Raw genomic sequence first — 14,898 nt, forward strand, 5'->3', positions numbered from 1 at the left:
TCCTGCAATCCGCCATGTCGATCACAATTTATCTCTTCAGCGCCAGGCCGACGGCAATGAAGGTCCAGCCTTGGAAAATCAGGTCGACGGCTAGGAACAGGCCGAGCACCCACACGCTGTTGAACGGCCAACCCATGGCGATGACCAGTCCCGCCACCGCGCTGATGACGCCGGCCGTGACCACCCAGCCCCAGCCCGGCTGCGGCCGGTGGCTGTAGCCGACCCAGGCCCTGAGCACGCCTGAGGCAAGCAGCGCGACCGCCAGGAGGAATGTCAGCACCGCCGAGGCCAGCAGTGGATTGTAGAAGGCGAAGAACCCGGCGACGGCGTAGAGAAGCCCGCTGAGCAGCCAATAGAAGAAGCGGCCCCATGTCTTCACGCCGAAGGCATGGATGATCTCGACAATGCCGGCCATCAGCATCAGCCAGCCGACGACATAAACCGAGGCGACGGTTGCGATGAACAGATTGCCGAAAGCAATGCCGCCGAAGATGAGCAGCAGCACCCCGAGCGCGACGAACCATCCCCACTTCGCCCGCGTCTGGCCAATGGCGTCTTTCATGGCATCGCTGTGCACGGTCATTGCCCTTCTCCGTCAAGGTTGCCTAGCTTCTTTGTTCCGAAAGGTAGCGCCGATCGCCTTGCCCGTCCAGCGAGCAGGCTGTGAGCGCAACACTCCCGAGCGATCCGCTTGCCAGACCTTCGCTTTTTATCCGAAGCGGCCAAATACCAGATGGAATATTCGATCGTGTGCAGCGGTGGGCCAGCGCTAAAAGATGACAAGCGGGTTTACGGGCGACCCCCGTCGTCCCGTGTATTCGCCATGGCGCAAGTGAAACGAAAAATTGCCAGCGCTGGAATTGGCCCTTTATCGATGACGTGCGGCTGCTGCTGTATACCGTTTTCTACGCTTGATGAGGCTGGGGAAGCAAAATGAGCGATATGGACGAACACCGCGAACTGCTGGAGATCAATGCCATCCGCAGGCTGTTGACGTCAAAACCACGAACGGTCCGCTGGGACGAACGCCGGGCACGGCTCGACGAAGTCGGTTCGGTCTGGCCGGTCGCGGAGGACATCCGATGCGAGCATGTGGTTTTCGATGGCCTCGAGGGAGAGTGGTCCCTGGCGCCTGGCAGTGACAGGGATAAGATTCTGCTCTTTTTCCACGGTGGCGGCTACTGCTCCGGCTCTCTTAAAAGTCATCGTCGAATGGTGACCGAGGCAGGTCGGGCAATGGGAATGCGCACCCTCGCGATCGACTATCGACGCGCGCCGGAACATCCTTTCCCTGCGCAACATGAAGACGCACTCACCGCATGGCGCTTTCTGAGGCGGCAAGGCATCGCGCCGGATCGCATCGTGGTTGGGGGAGACAGTGCGGGCGGCAATCTCACCCTGTGCCTGGTCAGTATATTGCGCACGGCAGGCGAGCGGTTGCCGCGATGTCTTTGGCTGTGTTCGCCCTGGACGGACCTTTCGATGTCCGGCGCGACACTATCAACCAAGGACGCAATCGACCCTATCATCCACCGGGCGTATTTGGGGGAACTGGCAACCGCCTATGTTCCCAATGGCGTTGGTCGGCGCGATCCGCTGATCTCGCCTTTGTTCGCCGATCTGAGCGGATTTCCCCCAATGCTTATACAAGTCGGTTCGGCCGAGACGCTGTTGTCGGACGCAACTCGGCTCGCGGAAGCCGCTGGCGCGGCTGACGTCAAAGTACGTCTCGAAATTTGGCCGCATATGATTCACGCTTGGCCGGTTTGGAATGCGGGGCTGGGTGCCGGTCGGCGCGCTCTTCACAGCGCGGGCATGTTTGCCCGCGAATATTTATAACCCCTGCCGAGGCAGCTGCTGGCGCATTCCAAACGTCTTGATCTGGAATCTTGGTGCGCCAGTACAATTCGCTGCAATGCGGAAAACAGCCCGGCCAATGCCGCCAACGTTACGGACATTAAGTCAAATTTTACCGAACTGGCGCCATGGCTTGGATAAAGGCTGATAGTGTTCGTCAACGCGTTCGAGGTATGGAGTAATGATGCGGTCTGTCCCGACGGTCTTGGCCGCATTCATGCTCGGCGCCTGCGGCGTTGCCAAGGCAGGCGAGGGCACCTTTGGCTGGATGTCCGGAGACTGGTACCTGACGGTCGGCGCCACCGGCATGGTTGCCCCGAATTTCGAAGGCGGCAAAAAGTACCTGCTCAGCGCCTCGCCGATCATCTCGCTCGGCAAAGCTGGTCCCGCGGCGCGCTTCACCTCGCGCAACGACAATATCTCGTTGGCATTGATCGACGATGGCGGCGTCCGCGCCGGCCTGACAGGCAAGTTCCTGTTTTCCCGCGACGGTGGTGATGCCGACGAGTTGAAGGGCCTCGACCCGGTGCGCTGGGGCGGCGAGGCCGGCGGCTTCTTCGAATTCTATCCTTTGGATTGGCTGCGTGCCCGCGCCGAATTGCGGCATGGCATTCGCGCCCATAACGGCTTTGTCGCCGACATCGCCGCCGACGCCTTTTACGATGTGACGCCCGATGTCAGGATTTCGGGCGGGCCGCGCGTTTCATTCGCCTCATCGGACTATTTCGACGCCTATTACGGCGTTGATGCCGAGGAGTCCCTGGCCTCGGGGCTCAGCGAATATCATCCCGGTGGCGGGGTGAAGTCGGCGGGCCTGGGCGGCGCGGTGACCTGGAAGGTGACCGAGCCGATGACGGCCAGTCTGTTCGGCGAATATTCCCGCCTGATGGGCCCGGCCGGCGATTCCAGCCTGGTCAAGGAGCGCGGCGATCGCAACCAGTTCACGATCGGCGTGTCGACAACCTACCGCTTCGATTTCTCGATGTGAGCGGGCGGGCGTCGGCTCATTTGATCAAACGGCTGTCGAACGGATAATGGTATAGGCCCGCAATCGTAATGCGTGACGCATCGTCATGGGTCGGGTTGAGCAGATAGTTGTTTGCCTTGCGCATTATGATCGAAGGAATTTTCATGAGCGCGTAACGATTGGCCGAGAGAAAGTCCGTGCCCTGTCGCCGTGTCGATTCCATGTCCTTGTCCCAGCCGTCCTGAATAACCGGTTCGGTCATTTCTATTCCGTCCGGAACGTCGATTTCGATAAGCTGGTAGGTTTCCGGAACGGTTTCGCGCGTCGCATGCACCAGTATCTCCAGCAGTGCCGTCGAAGGGTGGTCGGTGCAATAGACGATGGGCATTCCGCGCCTGTTCCATCTTCCATCAACGAGCGTTCCGCCACGACCCGAGAGATCCGCGAAACTGGAGATGCGCCAGATGCGCATCGTCAGGCAAGCATGCCAAAGTCGATACGGATAAGCTCTTCGGAAACGACGTGGGCGCCGGTCTCTGTCTCAAGGAGATCGATCGGCCTTGCACCATCCAATGCTATGATCTCGCTTCTCAGCCAACGCTGGGCTTTCTCATGGCTACCGAATACCCGATCCGCCTGCTCGGCGATGCGTTCAAGGCGCAGGGCGCGGTCGGATTCAGCTGGCGAAAGCGGCTCGGCATGTTCCTTGCGACGCGCCAGCGTGCGGCGGGGGGCAACGATACGATAGAGTTCTTCGCTACTGAAACCCAGACTGCGCAGATGATCGATCTTGTCCGTAGGGACGGAAAAGTCGCGTGTTGCGCGAATTGCCCTTGCTGCGACCGACATGAATTGTTTCCTTGGCACTGCAGGCCATTTGCCTACAAATGTATGCGCAATTGGCACCTAACGCAAGGAAGCATCAGAGTTCGGGCTTTTCAATATCGCCTGTCTCGGTTAAAAGCCCAGCCATGACGAGCTTTTCGCGCCTTCTCGCGACTGCGATACGAATTACAGGCCCGGTGTTCCGGGCGGCTTGACCGCCGCCGGGGCCGCCGGGAATCTTGCGCGCGGCCTCTCGCGCTTTTTCCAGATCATCAACGCATATCGCCCAAAAGTGGGTCCGGTTTTGGGAAGACGATATGCGTCAAAGCGAAGAACTTCAACGCCCGGGCTCTTTTGCCGCCGGCAACGCATATGGCAGACGAATGACTGATACCGAGACCGCCGAGACGATCGACTATTCCAAAACGCTCTACCTGCCGCAGACGGATTTCCCGATGCGCGCCGGTTTGCCGGAAAAGGAACCGCTGCTGGTCAAGCGCTGGCAGGACATGGACCTTTACCGCAAGTTGCGCGAAGACGCAGCCGGCCGCGAAAAATACGTGCTGCACGACGGCCCGCCTTACGCCAATGGCAACATCCATATCGGCCACGCGCTGAACAAGATCCTCAAGGACGTCATCACCCGCTCGTTTCAGATGCGCGGCTATGACTCGAACTATGTACCCGGTTGGGATTGCCACGGCCTGCCGATTGAATGGAAGATCGAGGAGCAGTACCGCGCCAAGGGCAAGAACAAGGACGAGGTGCCGGTTAACGAGTTCCGGCAGGAATGCCGTGAGTTTGCGGCGCACTGGATCAAAGTGCAGGGTTCCGAGTTCCAGCGCCTCGGCGTCGTCGGCGACTTCGACAATCCCTATACGACGATGGCTTTCCACGCCGAGGCGCGCATCGCCGGCGAGCTGCTGAAATTCGCCATGTCCGGCCAGCTCTATCGCGGCTCCAAGCCGGTGATGTGGAGCGTCGTCGAACGCACCGCGCTGGCCGAGGCGGAGGTCGAATACCAGGACTATGAGTCGGACACGATCTGGGCGAAGTTTCCGGTCGTCAGCCTCGCTCGCCAGGTCATCAACATCGAGGATGGACAGCCAGCCCTGGATCCCAAGCTGACGCAGACGTCGCTCGATCTGCTTGATGCCAGCGTCGTCATCTGGACGACGACGCCGTGGACAATCCCCGGCAACCGCGCCGTCAATTACTCGCCGCGCATCAACTATGGTCTCTATGAGGTTACAGCGGCCGAGAACGCCTTTGGTCCCCAGCCCGGCGAAAAGCTGATCTTTGCCGAGAAACTTGCAGACGACGCTGCCGCGAAGGCCAAGGTCACCCTGAATCGGCTTCGCAACGTTGGCGCCGAAGAGCTTGAAAATCTTACGCTTTCGCATCCCCTCAAAAGTCTGGGTGGCGGCTACGATTTTCCCGTGCCCATGCTCGCCGGCGATCATGTCACCGACGATGCCGGCACCGGATTCGTCCACACCGCGCCGGGACACGGCCGCGAAGACTTTGACGCCTGGATGGATGCCGCCTCTGACCTTCGCCAGCGCGGCATCGACACTGCGATCCCCTTCACCGTTGACGATGCCGGCTTCTTCACCAAGGACGCGCCGGGCTTCGGCCCGCACCGCGAGGGTGGAGCGGCGCGCGTCATCGACGACAATGGCAAGAAGGGCAACGCCAACCAGGCTGTCATCGACGAGCTGATCAAGCGCAACGCGCTGTTCGCGCGCGGCCGCCTGAAGCACTCCTATCCGCATTCCTGGCGCTCGAAGAAGCCGATCATCTTCCGCAACACGCCCCAATGGTTCGTCTATATGGACCAGGAGCTTGGCGACGGCACGACGCTGCGCGGCCGCGCGCTGAAAGCCATCGACGATACCCGCTTCGTGCCCGCCGCCGGCCAGAACCGCATCCGCGCCATGATCGAGGAGCGCCCCGACTGGGTGCTGTCGCGCCAGCGCGCCTGGGGCGTGCCGATCGCCGTCTTTGCCGATGCCGACGGCAACGTGCTGCGCGACGAGGCAGTCAACCAGCGCATCATGGACGCCTTCGAGAAAGAAGGCGCCGACGCCTGGTTCGCCGCCGGCGCCAAGGAGCGGTTCCTCGGCAATCACGATGCCTCGAGATGGCAGCAGGTCATGGACATCCTCGATGTCTGGTTCGATTCAGGCTCGACGCATGCCTTCACGCTTGAGGACCGGCCCGACCTGAAATGGCCGGCCGACCTCTATCTCGAAGGCTCCGATCAGCATCGCGGCTGGTTCCACTCGTCGCTGCTCGAAAGCTGCGGCACCAGGGGCAGGGCGCCCTATGACACCGTTGTCACCCATGGCTTCACCATGGATGAGGAGGGGCGGAAAATGTCGAAGTCGCTCGGCAACACGGTCGTGCCGCAGGACGTCATCAAGCAGTCCGGCGCCGACATCTTGCGGCTGTGGGTGGTGACGACCGATTATTGGGAAGACCAACGGCTCGGCAAGAACGTGCTGCAGACCAATATCGACGCCTACCGCAAGCTGCGCAACACCATCCGCTGGATGCTGGGCACACTCGCCCATGACGACGGCGAGGAGGTGCCGCTGGACAAGATGCCGGAGCTGGAGCGGCTGATGCTGCACCGGCTCGCCGAACTCGATGAAGTCGTACGCTCGGGCTACGACGCGTTCGAATTCAAGCGCATCACCCGCGCGCTGCTCGACTTCATGGTGGTCGAGCTATCGGCCTTCTATTTCGACGTCCGCAAGGACGCGCTTTACTGCGAAGCGCCTTCCAGCGTGAAGCGCAAGGCTTCCGTGCAGGTGGTGCGCCATCTCTTCGACTGCCTGGTGAAATGGCTGGCGCCGATGCTGCCCTTCACTATGGAAGAGGCTTGGCTCGACCGTCATCCGGATGCGGTCTCGGTGCATCTCGACCAGTTCCCGAAAATCCCGGCGGACTGGAAGGACGAGGCGCTGGCGGAGAAGTGGCGCAAGGTGCGGCAGGTCCGCCGTGTCGTCACCGGCGCGCTGGAAATCGCCCGCGCGCAGAAGGTCATCGGCTCTTCGCTGGAAGCGGTGCCGGTCGTCACCCTCGACGATGCCGCGCTCGAAGCGGCGATCGCCGATGTCGATATGGCCGAGATGGCGATCACCAGCGATCTGGTAATCGTGCACGGCAAGGCGCCGGCGGGCAGCTTTACCCTCGACGACGTTAAAGGCGTCGCCGTGGTCGTCGAGAAGGCGGAGAACCGCGGCCTGGTGAAGTGCGCGCGCTCTTGGCGCTACACCGCCGATGTCGGCTCAGATCCGGAATTCCCGGATGTTTCGGCCCGTGACGCCGCTGTCCTGCATGAACTCAAGGCTTTGAGCCGCCTCTAAGGCGGTGCACAAATGCCACGGCGGGCAGCCGATCGGCCCCGGCGCGTTGCCCTTAACGAGTGGTTGAGGTAAACACGCGAAACTCCGGACGACAAATTGTCGCCGGAATTCCGTCGGAAGAGCATAGGCGACGGGGACCGGACCTTTCTTTGGCCGGCGGCAATCGAGAGGCTGTCTACAGTGGGACTTTTTGGCATGACCGAGAGAACTTACGCGCGCGTTGCGCTGCTGGCGCCGCTTGTCGTATCGGGCCTCGCCTTGTCCGGCTGCATGGGCTCGCCCACTTACGGGACCGACAAGCCTGCTGCCTCGCAGCTTGCCGACGACCTCACTGGGGCTTTTTCCTTTGCACCCAAGCGCAAGAACAACATCGACTACAAGCCGCGCCCCACGCTGGTGAAGCCAGGGCCGGGGCAGAAGGAAGTGTTGCCGCCGCCCCAGGAAAGCATCGAGACGGCAAGTGCCGAATGGCCCGAATCGCCGGAGCAGCGCCGTGCCCGCCTGCGCGCCGATGCCACCCTGCATCAGGACGACCCGGCCTACCAGGCGCAGATTGTCGATGACGTGCAGACCGACCCGGTGGCCGTCAAGGCCGCGATGGCGCAGTCGGCTTCGAGCCATCCGCCGGCCTGGACTCCAGCGGAGTCGGACAAGGGCCGCGCCGCGGAAGTCAAGCGCCGTCTGGCTGAAGGCAAACAGGGCGACCCGACCACCCGCAGATATCTGAGCGAGCCGCCGGTGCAATACCGCGCCGCCGCCCCCACCGCGCCGGTGGATGACCTCGGCGAGGATGAGTACAAGAAGGAACGCCGCCTCAAGAAGGAGGCGGCCGCCAAGAGCAAGAGCGGCGGCATGTTCGACTGGCTGCCTTGGTAGCCTGACAGCGCCAGAGACGTTCTTGCCTGGATTGGCTGACTTGGATTTGGACCGTCTGCCGGACTGGAAAATCAGGGTCCGCGTCGCTCGCGAAAAAAGTCTTTCAGCAGCGCTGCCGCAGCGTTCTCGGCCATGCCCGGATAGATGTCGGGCACATGGTGGCAGGTCGGTGACGTGAAGAAGCGAACGCCGTTGACCACTGCGCCGCCCTTCTCGTCGGCAGCGCCGAAATAGAGCCGGCGCAACCTGGCGAAGGAGATGGCGCCGGCGCACATGGCGCACGGCTCCAGCGTCACATAGAGATCGTGGCCGCTGAGCCGCTCGCTGGAAAGCTTGCGGCAGGCTTCGCGGATCGCCAGCATCTCGGCATGAGCGGTGGGATCGGCGAACTCGCGGGTGCGGTTGCCGGCACTCGCAACGACCGTATCGCCGCCGACGACGACCGCGCCAACCGGCACCTCGCCACGCTGGGCGGCGGCTTCGGCTTCTTTCAGCGCCAGCGCCATGAAATCCTGCCGCTTCACGCGGTTTCCATTCCGATTATCTCCTCGCCACTAGAGCGCGATCCTGTTACTACCCGCGCAAACGAGCAAAGGCCACATGGACGACAAAAACAAGAAATTCCCGCGCAAGGCCGGCCCGAAGCCGGCAGGGCCGCGTGGTCGCGATAGCGCTCCCGGCAAGGGCGGCAAGCCGTCCTTCGGCGCCAAAAAACCCTACACTCCGCGCGGCGACCGGCCGGCGGCGGCCGAAGGCGAACGGCCGAAGCGCGACTTCAAAGGCGACCGGCCATTCAGCAAAGGGCCGCGTCCGGAAGGCAAGCCTTATGAACAGCGCGAGGGTCCACGCAAGCCGTACGCACCGCGCGGCGACCGGCCAGCGGCGGCCGAAGGCGAACCGCCGAAGCGCGACTTCAAGGGCGGCGACCGGCCGTTCAGCAAAGGGCCGCGTCCGGAGGGCAAGCCTTATGAGAAGCGCGAAGGTCCGCGCAAGCCCTACGCGCCGCGCGGCGACCGGCCGGCCACTGCCGAAGGCGAGCACGGCGAATGGCGCTTCGACCGTCCCAAGCGTGACTTCGGCGATCGTCCCAAGCGTGATTTTGGCGGCGATCGGCCGCAAGGTGGACAAACGGCACGGGCGGGGTCGGACGGCGGCTTCAAGCCGCGCCCGCGTCGCGTCGAGCTAACGGAAGAAGCCGGCGAACGCATTGCCAAGCGGCTGGCGCGTGCCGGCCTGGCCTCGCGCCGCGACGCCGAGGAACTGATTGCGGCCGGTCGCGTCAAGGTCAATGGCAAGGTGTTGTCCTCGCCGGCCTTCAACGTGATGCCCGGCGACATCATCCATCTCGACGGCATGGAGATCCCGCCGATCGAGCGCACCAGGCTGTTCCTGTTCCACAAACCGGCCGGCGTGGTCACCACCAACCGCGATCCCGAAGGCCGCAAGACCGTCTTCGATGTGCTGCCCCCCGGGCTGCCGCGGCTGATGACCATCGGCCGGCTCGACATCAACACCGAAGGCCTCCTGCTGCTCACCAATGATGGCGGCCTGTCGCGCGTCCTCGAACTGCCGGCCACCGGCTGGCTCAGGCGCTACCGCGTGCGCGTCCACGGCAAGGTCGAGGAAAGCGCGCTTGCCGGCCTGCGCGAAGGCCTTGCCGTCGACGGCGTCTTTTATGGCGCCATCGAAGCGACGCTCGACCGCGAGCAGGGCTCGAACGCCTGGCTGACACTCGGCCTGCGCGAAGGCAAGAACCGCGAGGTCAGGAACATCCTGGGCTCGCTCGGTCTCGACGTGACGCGGCTGATCCGCATTTCCTACGGGCCGTTCCAGCTCGATGATTTGCCGGAAGGCCATGTGCTGGAGATCAAGGGCCGTGTGCTGCGCGACCAACTCGGCGAGCGTCTGGTCGAAGAGTCCGGCGCCAATTTCGACGCCGATATCGCCAAGCCATTTTCCAACAAGCCGGTCAGGCGTGAGCGGGAGGAGGAGCCCGAGCGGCCGAAATTCAACCGCGACGGCGAACGCCGGCCGATCGGCGAGGGCGGCCTGATCAAGAACCGCAAGCGTCGCGAAGGCAGCCGCGACGAAGCGCTCGGCAAGCTGTCGACAAGCCCCGACAGGAGCTTTGGGCCGAAAAAGAGCTTTGGCGAGCGTGGCCCCAGACCTGAACGCAGCGACTTCGGGGACAAACCCCGTGGCGACAAGCCTCGTGGCGGCTTCGGTGGCAAGAAATCCGAACGGGAGCAGCGGCCGATCGAGCCGCCGGGCCAGCGCAAGGCCAATGTCTGGATGGCGCCGGGCGCACGGCCGATCGGCAAGGGCAGGGCGGAGGCAGACGCCGCCAAGGCGGCAGAAAACAAGGCGCGCAAGGCCTCGTTCAAGCCGTCTTACGGCAAGCCCGGCGGCAAGCCGCAAGGCGGCGGTGCAAAGCCGTTCGGCAAGCCACGCGGCGAGCGTCAGGATGGCGGTGGCGACCGGCCGCGCGGCGGCCCGAAGGGAAGCAATGCGGATCGTCGGCGGTGAGTTTCGCGGGCGTCCGCTGGCGACGCCCCGCACCTTTGCCATCCGCCCGACGACCGACCGCACGCGTGAGGCGGTCTTCAACGTGCTGGCGCATCGCTTTCCCGAAAGACTGGACGGCGCGCGCGTCCTCGACCTGTTCGCCGGCACCGGTGCGCTCGGCCTCGAAGCGCTGTCGCGCGGCGCCTCCTACGCTGTCTTCATCGAAGAATCCGCCGAGGGGCGCGGCCTGATCCGCACCAATGTCGAGGCCTTCGGCCTCACCGGCCGCACCAAGATATTCCGCCGCGACGCGACGGCCCTGGGCGAGGCGGGCACCATCGCCGCATTCGGCCTGGTCTTCGCCGATCCGCCCTATGGCAAAGGCCTTGGCGAACGGGCCTTGCGCTCGGCCAAGGCCGGCGGCTGGCTCGCCCCCGGCGCGCTCTGCGTCGTCGAGGAAGCGACGGCGGCGCTGTTAGAGGCAGGGCCGGGCTTCTCGGTTGTCGACGAGCGCAACTATGGCGAGACGGTCATCCGGTTCATCGAGGCCGCCTGAGTTCGGTGTCCGCGATGGCGCCTTCAAAATGACGCACAATTCGCTTTGCCTCGACCTGCAACCCCGCCTATCGTCCCACCACCAAACCGGAGCCATCTATGACATTTCAGGCTGAATGGCTACGCGCAACGCTCTTGGGGCTGGCTCTGGTGATGGCCGCGCCGGCTCTGGCGGGCAACAATCCCGACGACGGCGTCGTGACCGATTTCCTGCTCGACAACGGCATGGAGGTCGTGGTCATCCCCGATCACCGCGCCCCGATCGTCACCCATATGGTCTGGTACAAGATCGGCAGCGCCGACGAGCCGCCGGGCAAGTCCGGCATCGCCCATTTCTTCGAGCATCTGATGTTCAAGGCGACCAGCAACCATGCGGCCGGCGAACTCGACCGCGCCGTCGCCGCCATCGGCGGCTCGGACAACGCCTTCACCTCCTACGACTACACCGCCTTTCACGAGACGGTGGTGCCGCAGGCGCTCGGTGAGATGATGGGCTTCGAGGCTGACCGCATGCGCAATCTCATCCTCAACGACGATGTCATCAAGACGGAGCGCGACGTCATCCTCGAGGAGCGCCGCTCGCGCATCGACTCCAATCCGCAGGCGGTGCTCGACGAGGAAGTCGATGCCACGCTGTGGCAGAACCAGCCCTACCGCATCCCGGTCATCGGCTGGATGCAGGAGATGGAGAAGCTGAACCGCACCGACGCGATGGCCTTCTACAACAAATATTATACACCCAATAACGCCGTGCTGGTGGTGGCCGGCGATGTCGAGCCGGAAACGGTCAAGGCGCTGGCCGAAAAGACCTATGGCAAGGTCGCGCGCGGCCCGGATCTGCCGCCGCGCATCCGCCCGGTCGAGCCGGAACAGAACACCAGGCGTACGGTGACGCTGACCGACGGGCGCGTCAGCGTGCCGAGCTTTACCACGCAATGGGTGGTCCCGTCCTATCACACGGCAAAGCCCGGCGAAGCCGAAGCGCTCGACGTGCTGTCCGAAATCCTCGGCGGCGGCAACCGCAGCCGGCTCTACCAGGAGCTTGTCGTCAGGCAAGGCATCGCCGCGACGGCCGGCGCCTTCTTCCAGGGCACCATGCTCGACGACACCAATTTCACCGTCTACGGCGCGCCGCGCGGCGATGCCAAGCTTGCCGACGTCGAGGCCGCGGTCGACGCCGAGATCGCCCGCATCGCCAAAGACGGCGTCACCAGCGACGAGCTGGAAAAATCCAAGGACCGTTTCGTACGCTCGATGATCTTCGCCCGCGACAAGCAGGAGGACATGGCCAACATCTATGGCTCGACGCTCGCCACCGGCGGCAACGTCCAGGACGTTCAGCAATGGCCGGACCGCATCCGCAAGGTCACCGCCGACCAGGTCAAGGCGGTCGCTGCCCGCTATCTCAATCTCGACCACGCAACGACCGGCTATCTTCTGCCGCAAACCCAAGCTGGGAATTGATGTGATGATGAGCCAGCATGGTCCCGCTCTGCCTTCTCCCCTCGTGGGCTCCTCCCCTTCTCCCCCAGGGGGAGAAGGGAAGCGCCAGCACGCCGGCCAGATTCTAGCGACCCTGTTCCTTTCCCTCGTCTTCCTCGTCCTGCCGGCGCTTTCCGCTCGCGCCGCCATGGACATCCAGGAGGTGACCTCGCCGAAGGGCATTACCGCCTGGCTGGTGGAGGACTATTCGGTGCCGATCGTCGCCATCCGCTTCGTTTTCGATGGCGGCGCGACGCAGGATCCGCCCGGTAAGGAAGGGCTTGCCAATCTGATGAGCGGCCTGTTCGACGAAGGTGCCGGCAACCTCGACAGCGAGGCCTTCCAGATCAAGCTTGACGAGGTCGGCGCCGAGATGAGCTTCGATGCGCAGCGCGATGGCATTTACGGTTCGATGCGCATGCTGGCCGACCAGCGCGACGGCGCCTTCGACCTGCTGCGCGTGGCGGTCAACCAGCCGCGCTTCGACCAGGTGCCGATCGACCGCATCCGCGCGCAAATCCTGTCCGGCATCATCGCCAGCGAGCGCGATCCCGATACGCTCGCCCAACGCAAATGGCTGGACGCGATCTATGGCAGGCATCCCTATGCGCGACCCGACCAGGGCACCAGGCAGAGCATCGCGACGATCACGCCGGCCGATCTCAGCGCCTTCCACAAGGCAAATTTCGCCCGCGACGGCCTGCATGTCGCGGTGGTCGGCGCCATCGATGCCGAGACGCTGAAGCAGAAGCTCGACCTGGTGTTCGGCAGCTTGCCGGAAAAGCAGGCGCTGACGCCCGTTCCCGACATCGACCTGAAGCTTGGTCAGCAGCTCGAGGTCGTGTACGACCAGCCGCAGGCCTCGCTGCAGCTCGCCTATCCCGGCGTGAAGCGGAATGCGCCGGATTTTTTCGCCGCGGTGCTGATGAACGAGATCCTCGGCGGCGGCACCTTCACCTCGCGGCTGTTCGACGAGGTGCGCGAAAAGCGCGGCCTGGCCTACAGCGTCAGCTCCGACCTCGTCGACCACCAGCATTCCGAGGCGCTGTCCATCACCACCTCGACCCGCGCCGACAGGGCGGCCGAGACGCTGGCCGTGGTGCGCGACGTGGTCAAGCGCATGGCCGAGGAGGGGCCGACCGAAGCCGAGCTGGCGGCGACCAAGAAATACATGATCGGTGCCTATGCCATCAACAATCTGAATTCCTCGGGCGCGATCGCCTCAACGCTGGTCGAGATCCAGCTCGGCAAGCTCGGCATCGACTACATGCAGCGCCGCGCCGCCCTGATCAACGCGGTGACGCAGGACCAGGTGAAAGCGGTGGCGAAAAAGCTGCTCTCCGCCGAGCCGGCCGTCATGGTGGTCGGGCCGAAGCTAGGCGCGGCCAACAAGGGATGAGCCCTAGCTTCGGCATCGCCTTTGGCGGCGGCGGCGCGCGCGGGCTGGCGCATATCCATGTTATCGAGGCGCTTGACGAGCTGGGCATCAGGCCGGCGGCAATCGCCGGCTCGTCGATCGGCGCCATCATGGGCGCCGGCATGGCCTCTGGTATGACCGGCAAGGACATCCACGACTATGCGCGCTCGATCCTCGGCCGCCGCGCCGAGGTGGCGACGCGCATGTGGCGGGCGCGGCCCGGCACTTTTGCCGAGGCAATGCAGGGCGGCCTGCGGGTCAGCCAGTTCAATGTCGAGCGCATCCTCAAGGCGTTCCTGCCCGATGCCATTCCCGAGACCTTCGCCGAACTCAAAATACCGCTGAAGGTGACGGCAACGGATTTTTATGGCCACAAGCTCGCGGTGTTGGCCGAAGGCGAACTGCCTTCGGCGCTGGCCGCCTCGGCGGCAATTCCGGCGGTGTTCCGCCCGGTGATGCGCGACGGCAGGATGCTGATCGACGGCGGCATCTACAATCCCGTGCCGTTCGACCTGATCGAGCTCGATGCCGACATCATCATTGCCGTCGACGTGGTCGGCGCGCCGGCCGAGGCCGGCCGCAAATTCCCGACCTCCGTCGACCTGATGTTCGGCGCCACGCAGCTGATGATGCAGTCGATCATCGACAGCAAGCTGAACCAGAGCCGGCCCGACATATTGGTCCGGCCGGCGGTGTCGAAATACCGGGTGCTCGACTTCATGAAGGTCGAGGCGCTGATGGCCGAGACGGTTGCGATCAAGGACGAGCTGAAGCGCGAGGTGGAGCAGGCGCTGAAGGCGAGGGAAGACGCTGCGGTCGCGGGCAGGCAGCGGACGGTGTAGGGCGCGTGCCGGCAGCTTGAATCTCAGATGCCTACGTTCCTTCGCGCCCCCCTCTGTCCTACCGGACATCTCCCCCTCAAGGGGGTGTTTGGACCGGGGACATCGCGAACAGCTGTGCGAGGACATCGCGAACAGTTTGGCGCGCTTTGCGCTGGGGGGTTCGGGATGCCATTCGAGGACACGAGCGCGATGAAACAG

General features: G+C 63.8%; 13 protein-coding genes. 9 read left to right on the plus strand and 4 right to left on the minus strand.

Annotation, left to right across the window (positions count from 1 at the left end; all coding sequences use genetic code 11):
- Positions 1–28 precede the first annotated feature (28 nt).
- Complete coding sequence (locus tag NKJ17_RS25935) at positions 29–583, minus strand: HdeD family acid-resistance protein (protein WP_352690706.1); 555 nt, start codon at positions 581–583, stop codon at positions 29–31.
- 350 nt (positions 584–933) lie between these two features.
- Here NKJ17_RS25935 and NKJ17_RS25940 point away from each other — a divergent pair, with 350 nt between their 5' ends.
- Positions 934–1,839 carry an alpha/beta hydrolase gene (locus NKJ17_RS25940; protein ID WP_352690708.1) on the plus strand — a complete coding sequence of 302 codons (906 nt, stop codon included), beginning with the start codon at positions 934–936 and terminating at the stop codon, positions 1,837–1,839.
- Between the two features lie 199 nt (positions 1,840–2,038).
- Positions 2,039–2,845: a MipA/OmpV family protein gene (locus NKJ17_RS25945; RefSeq protein WP_502896144.1), complete on the plus strand. Its 807-nt coding sequence runs from the start codon at positions 2,039–2,041 to the stop codon at positions 2,843–2,845.
- 16 nt (positions 2,846–2,861) lie between these two features.
- Here the strand turns inward: NKJ17_RS25945 and NKJ17_RS25950 are convergent, their stop codons facing one another.
- A complete protein-coding gene (locus tag NKJ17_RS25950; RefSeq protein ID WP_352479905.1) occupies positions 2,862–3,296 on the minus strand; it encodes an RES family NAD+ phosphorylase in 435 nt (144 codons plus the stop codon).
- A gap of 2 nt (positions 3,297–3,298) precedes the next feature.
- The gene (locus NKJ17_RS25955; RefSeq protein ID WP_352479906.1) at positions 3,299–3,673 is read right to left on the minus strand and encodes an Xre family toxin-antitoxin system antitoxin; all 375 of its coding nucleotides are present in this window, start codon (positions 3,671–3,673) and stop codon (positions 3,299–3,301) included.
- A gap of 359 nt (positions 3,674–4,032) precedes the next feature.
- Here NKJ17_RS25955 and ileS point away from each other — a divergent pair, with 359 nt between their 5' ends.
- A complete protein-coding gene (gene ileS, locus NKJ17_RS25960; RefSeq protein ID WP_352479907.1) occupies positions 4,033–7,023 on the plus strand; it encodes an isoleucine--tRNA ligase in 2,991 nt (996 codons plus the stop codon).
- A 195-nt stretch (positions 7,024–7,218) separates the two neighbouring features.
- Entirely contained in the window at positions 7,219–7,899 is a 681-nt protein-coding gene (locus tag NKJ17_RS25965; protein ID WP_352508897.1) for a hypothetical protein, read from the plus strand.
- 71 nt (positions 7,900–7,970) lie between these two features.
- Here the strand turns inward: NKJ17_RS25965 and NKJ17_RS25970 are convergent, their stop codons facing one another.
- The gene (locus tag NKJ17_RS25970; protein WP_352479909.1) at positions 7,971–8,423 is read right to left on the minus strand and encodes a nucleoside deaminase; all 453 of its coding nucleotides are present in this window, start codon (positions 8,421–8,423) and stop codon (positions 7,971–7,973) included.
- Positions 8,424–8,499: 76 nt separating this feature from the next.
- Between NKJ17_RS25970 and NKJ17_RS25975 the strand changes: the two genes are divergently transcribed.
- From NKJ17_RS25975 to NKJ17_RS25995, 5 genes are all read left to right on the plus strand, one after another.
- The gene (locus NKJ17_RS25975) at positions 8,500–10,425 is read left to right on the plus strand and encodes a pseudouridine synthase (protein WP_352690712.1); all 1,926 of its coding nucleotides are present in this window, start codon (positions 8,500–8,502) and stop codon (positions 10,423–10,425) included.
- Positions 10,406–10,960 (plus strand): 16S rRNA (guanine(966)-N(2))-methyltransferase RsmD, encoded by a 555-nt coding sequence (gene rsmD / locus NKJ17_RS25980; protein WP_352508899.1) that lies wholly within the window; start codon positions 10,406–10,408, stop codon positions 10,958–10,960. Before NKJ17_RS25975 ends, rsmD begins: the two co-directional genes overlap by 20 nt.
- 98 nt (positions 10,961–11,058) lie before the next feature.
- Positions 11,059–12,423: a M16 family metallopeptidase gene (locus tag NKJ17_RS25985; protein ID WP_352508900.1), complete on the plus strand. Its 1,365-nt coding sequence runs from the start codon at positions 11,059–11,061 to the stop codon at positions 12,421–12,423.
- A gap of 4 nt (positions 12,424–12,427) precedes the next feature.
- Positions 12,428–13,840: a M16 family metallopeptidase gene (locus tag NKJ17_RS25990; RefSeq protein ID WP_352508901.1), complete on the plus strand. Its 1,413-nt coding sequence runs from the start codon at positions 12,428–12,430 to the stop codon at positions 13,838–13,840.
- On the plus strand, positions 13,837–14,700 hold the full coding sequence (locus NKJ17_RS25995) for a patatin-like phospholipase family protein (RefSeq protein ID WP_352690716.1): 864 nt from the start codon (positions 13,837–13,839) through the stop codon (positions 14,698–14,700). The genes NKJ17_RS25990 and NKJ17_RS25995 overlap by 4 nt, the downstream gene beginning before the upstream one ends.
- Positions 14,701–14,898: the final 198 nt, after the last annotated feature.

The organism is Mesorhizobium sp. M0208 (genome assembly GCF_040322015.1).
Taxonomy (GTDB): Bacteria; Pseudomonadota; Alphaproteobacteria; order Rhizobiales; family Rhizobiaceae; genus Mesorhizobium.

What these genes read in the sequence shown, in the direction of transcription:
- NKJ17_RS25935 (WP_352690706.1), bottom strand. Translation starts at nt 583, where the DNA reads ATGACCGTGCACAGCGATGCCATGAAAGACGCCATTGGCCAGACGCGG.
- NKJ17_RS25940 (WP_352690708.1), top strand. Translation starts at nt 934, where the DNA reads ATGAGCGATATGGACGAACACCGCGAACTGCTGGAGATCAATGCCATC.
- NKJ17_RS25945 (WP_502896144.1), top strand. Translation starts at nt 2,039, where the DNA reads ATGATGCGGTCTGTCCCGACGGTCTTGGCCGCATTCATGCTCGGCGCC.
- NKJ17_RS25950 (WP_352479905.1), bottom strand. Translation starts at nt 3,296, where the DNA reads ATGCGCATCTGGCGCATCTCCAGTTTCGCGGATCTCTCGGGTCGTGGC.
- NKJ17_RS25955 (WP_352479906.1), bottom strand. Translation starts at nt 3,673, where the DNA reads ATGTCGGTCGCAGCAAGGGCAATTCGCGCAACACGCGACTTTTCCGTC.
- ileS (WP_352479907.1), top strand. Translation starts at nt 4,033, where the DNA reads ATGACTGATACCGAGACCGCCGAGACGATCGACTATTCCAAAACGCTC.
- NKJ17_RS25965 (WP_352508897.1), top strand. Translation starts at nt 7,219, where the DNA reads ATGACCGAGAGAACTTACGCGCGCGTTGCGCTGCTGGCGCCGCTTGTC.
- NKJ17_RS25975 (WP_352690712.1), top strand. Translation starts at nt 8,500, where the DNA reads ATGGACGACAAAAACAAGAAATTCCCGCGCAAGGCCGGCCCGAAGCCG.
- rsmD (WP_352508899.1), top strand. Translation starts at nt 10,406, where the DNA reads ATGCGGATCGTCGGCGGTGAGTTTCGCGGGCGTCCGCTGGCGACGCCC.
- NKJ17_RS25985 (WP_352508900.1), top strand. Translation starts at nt 11,059, where the DNA reads ATGACATTTCAGGCTGAATGGCTACGCGCAACGCTCTTGGGGCTGGCT.
- NKJ17_RS25990 (WP_352508901.1), top strand. Translation starts at nt 12,428, where the DNA reads ATGATGAGCCAGCATGGTCCCGCTCTGCCTTCTCCCCTCGTGGGCTCC.
- NKJ17_RS25995 (WP_352690716.1), top strand. Translation starts at nt 13,837, where the DNA reads ATGAGCCCTAGCTTCGGCATCGCCTTTGGCGGCGGCGGCGCGCGCGGG.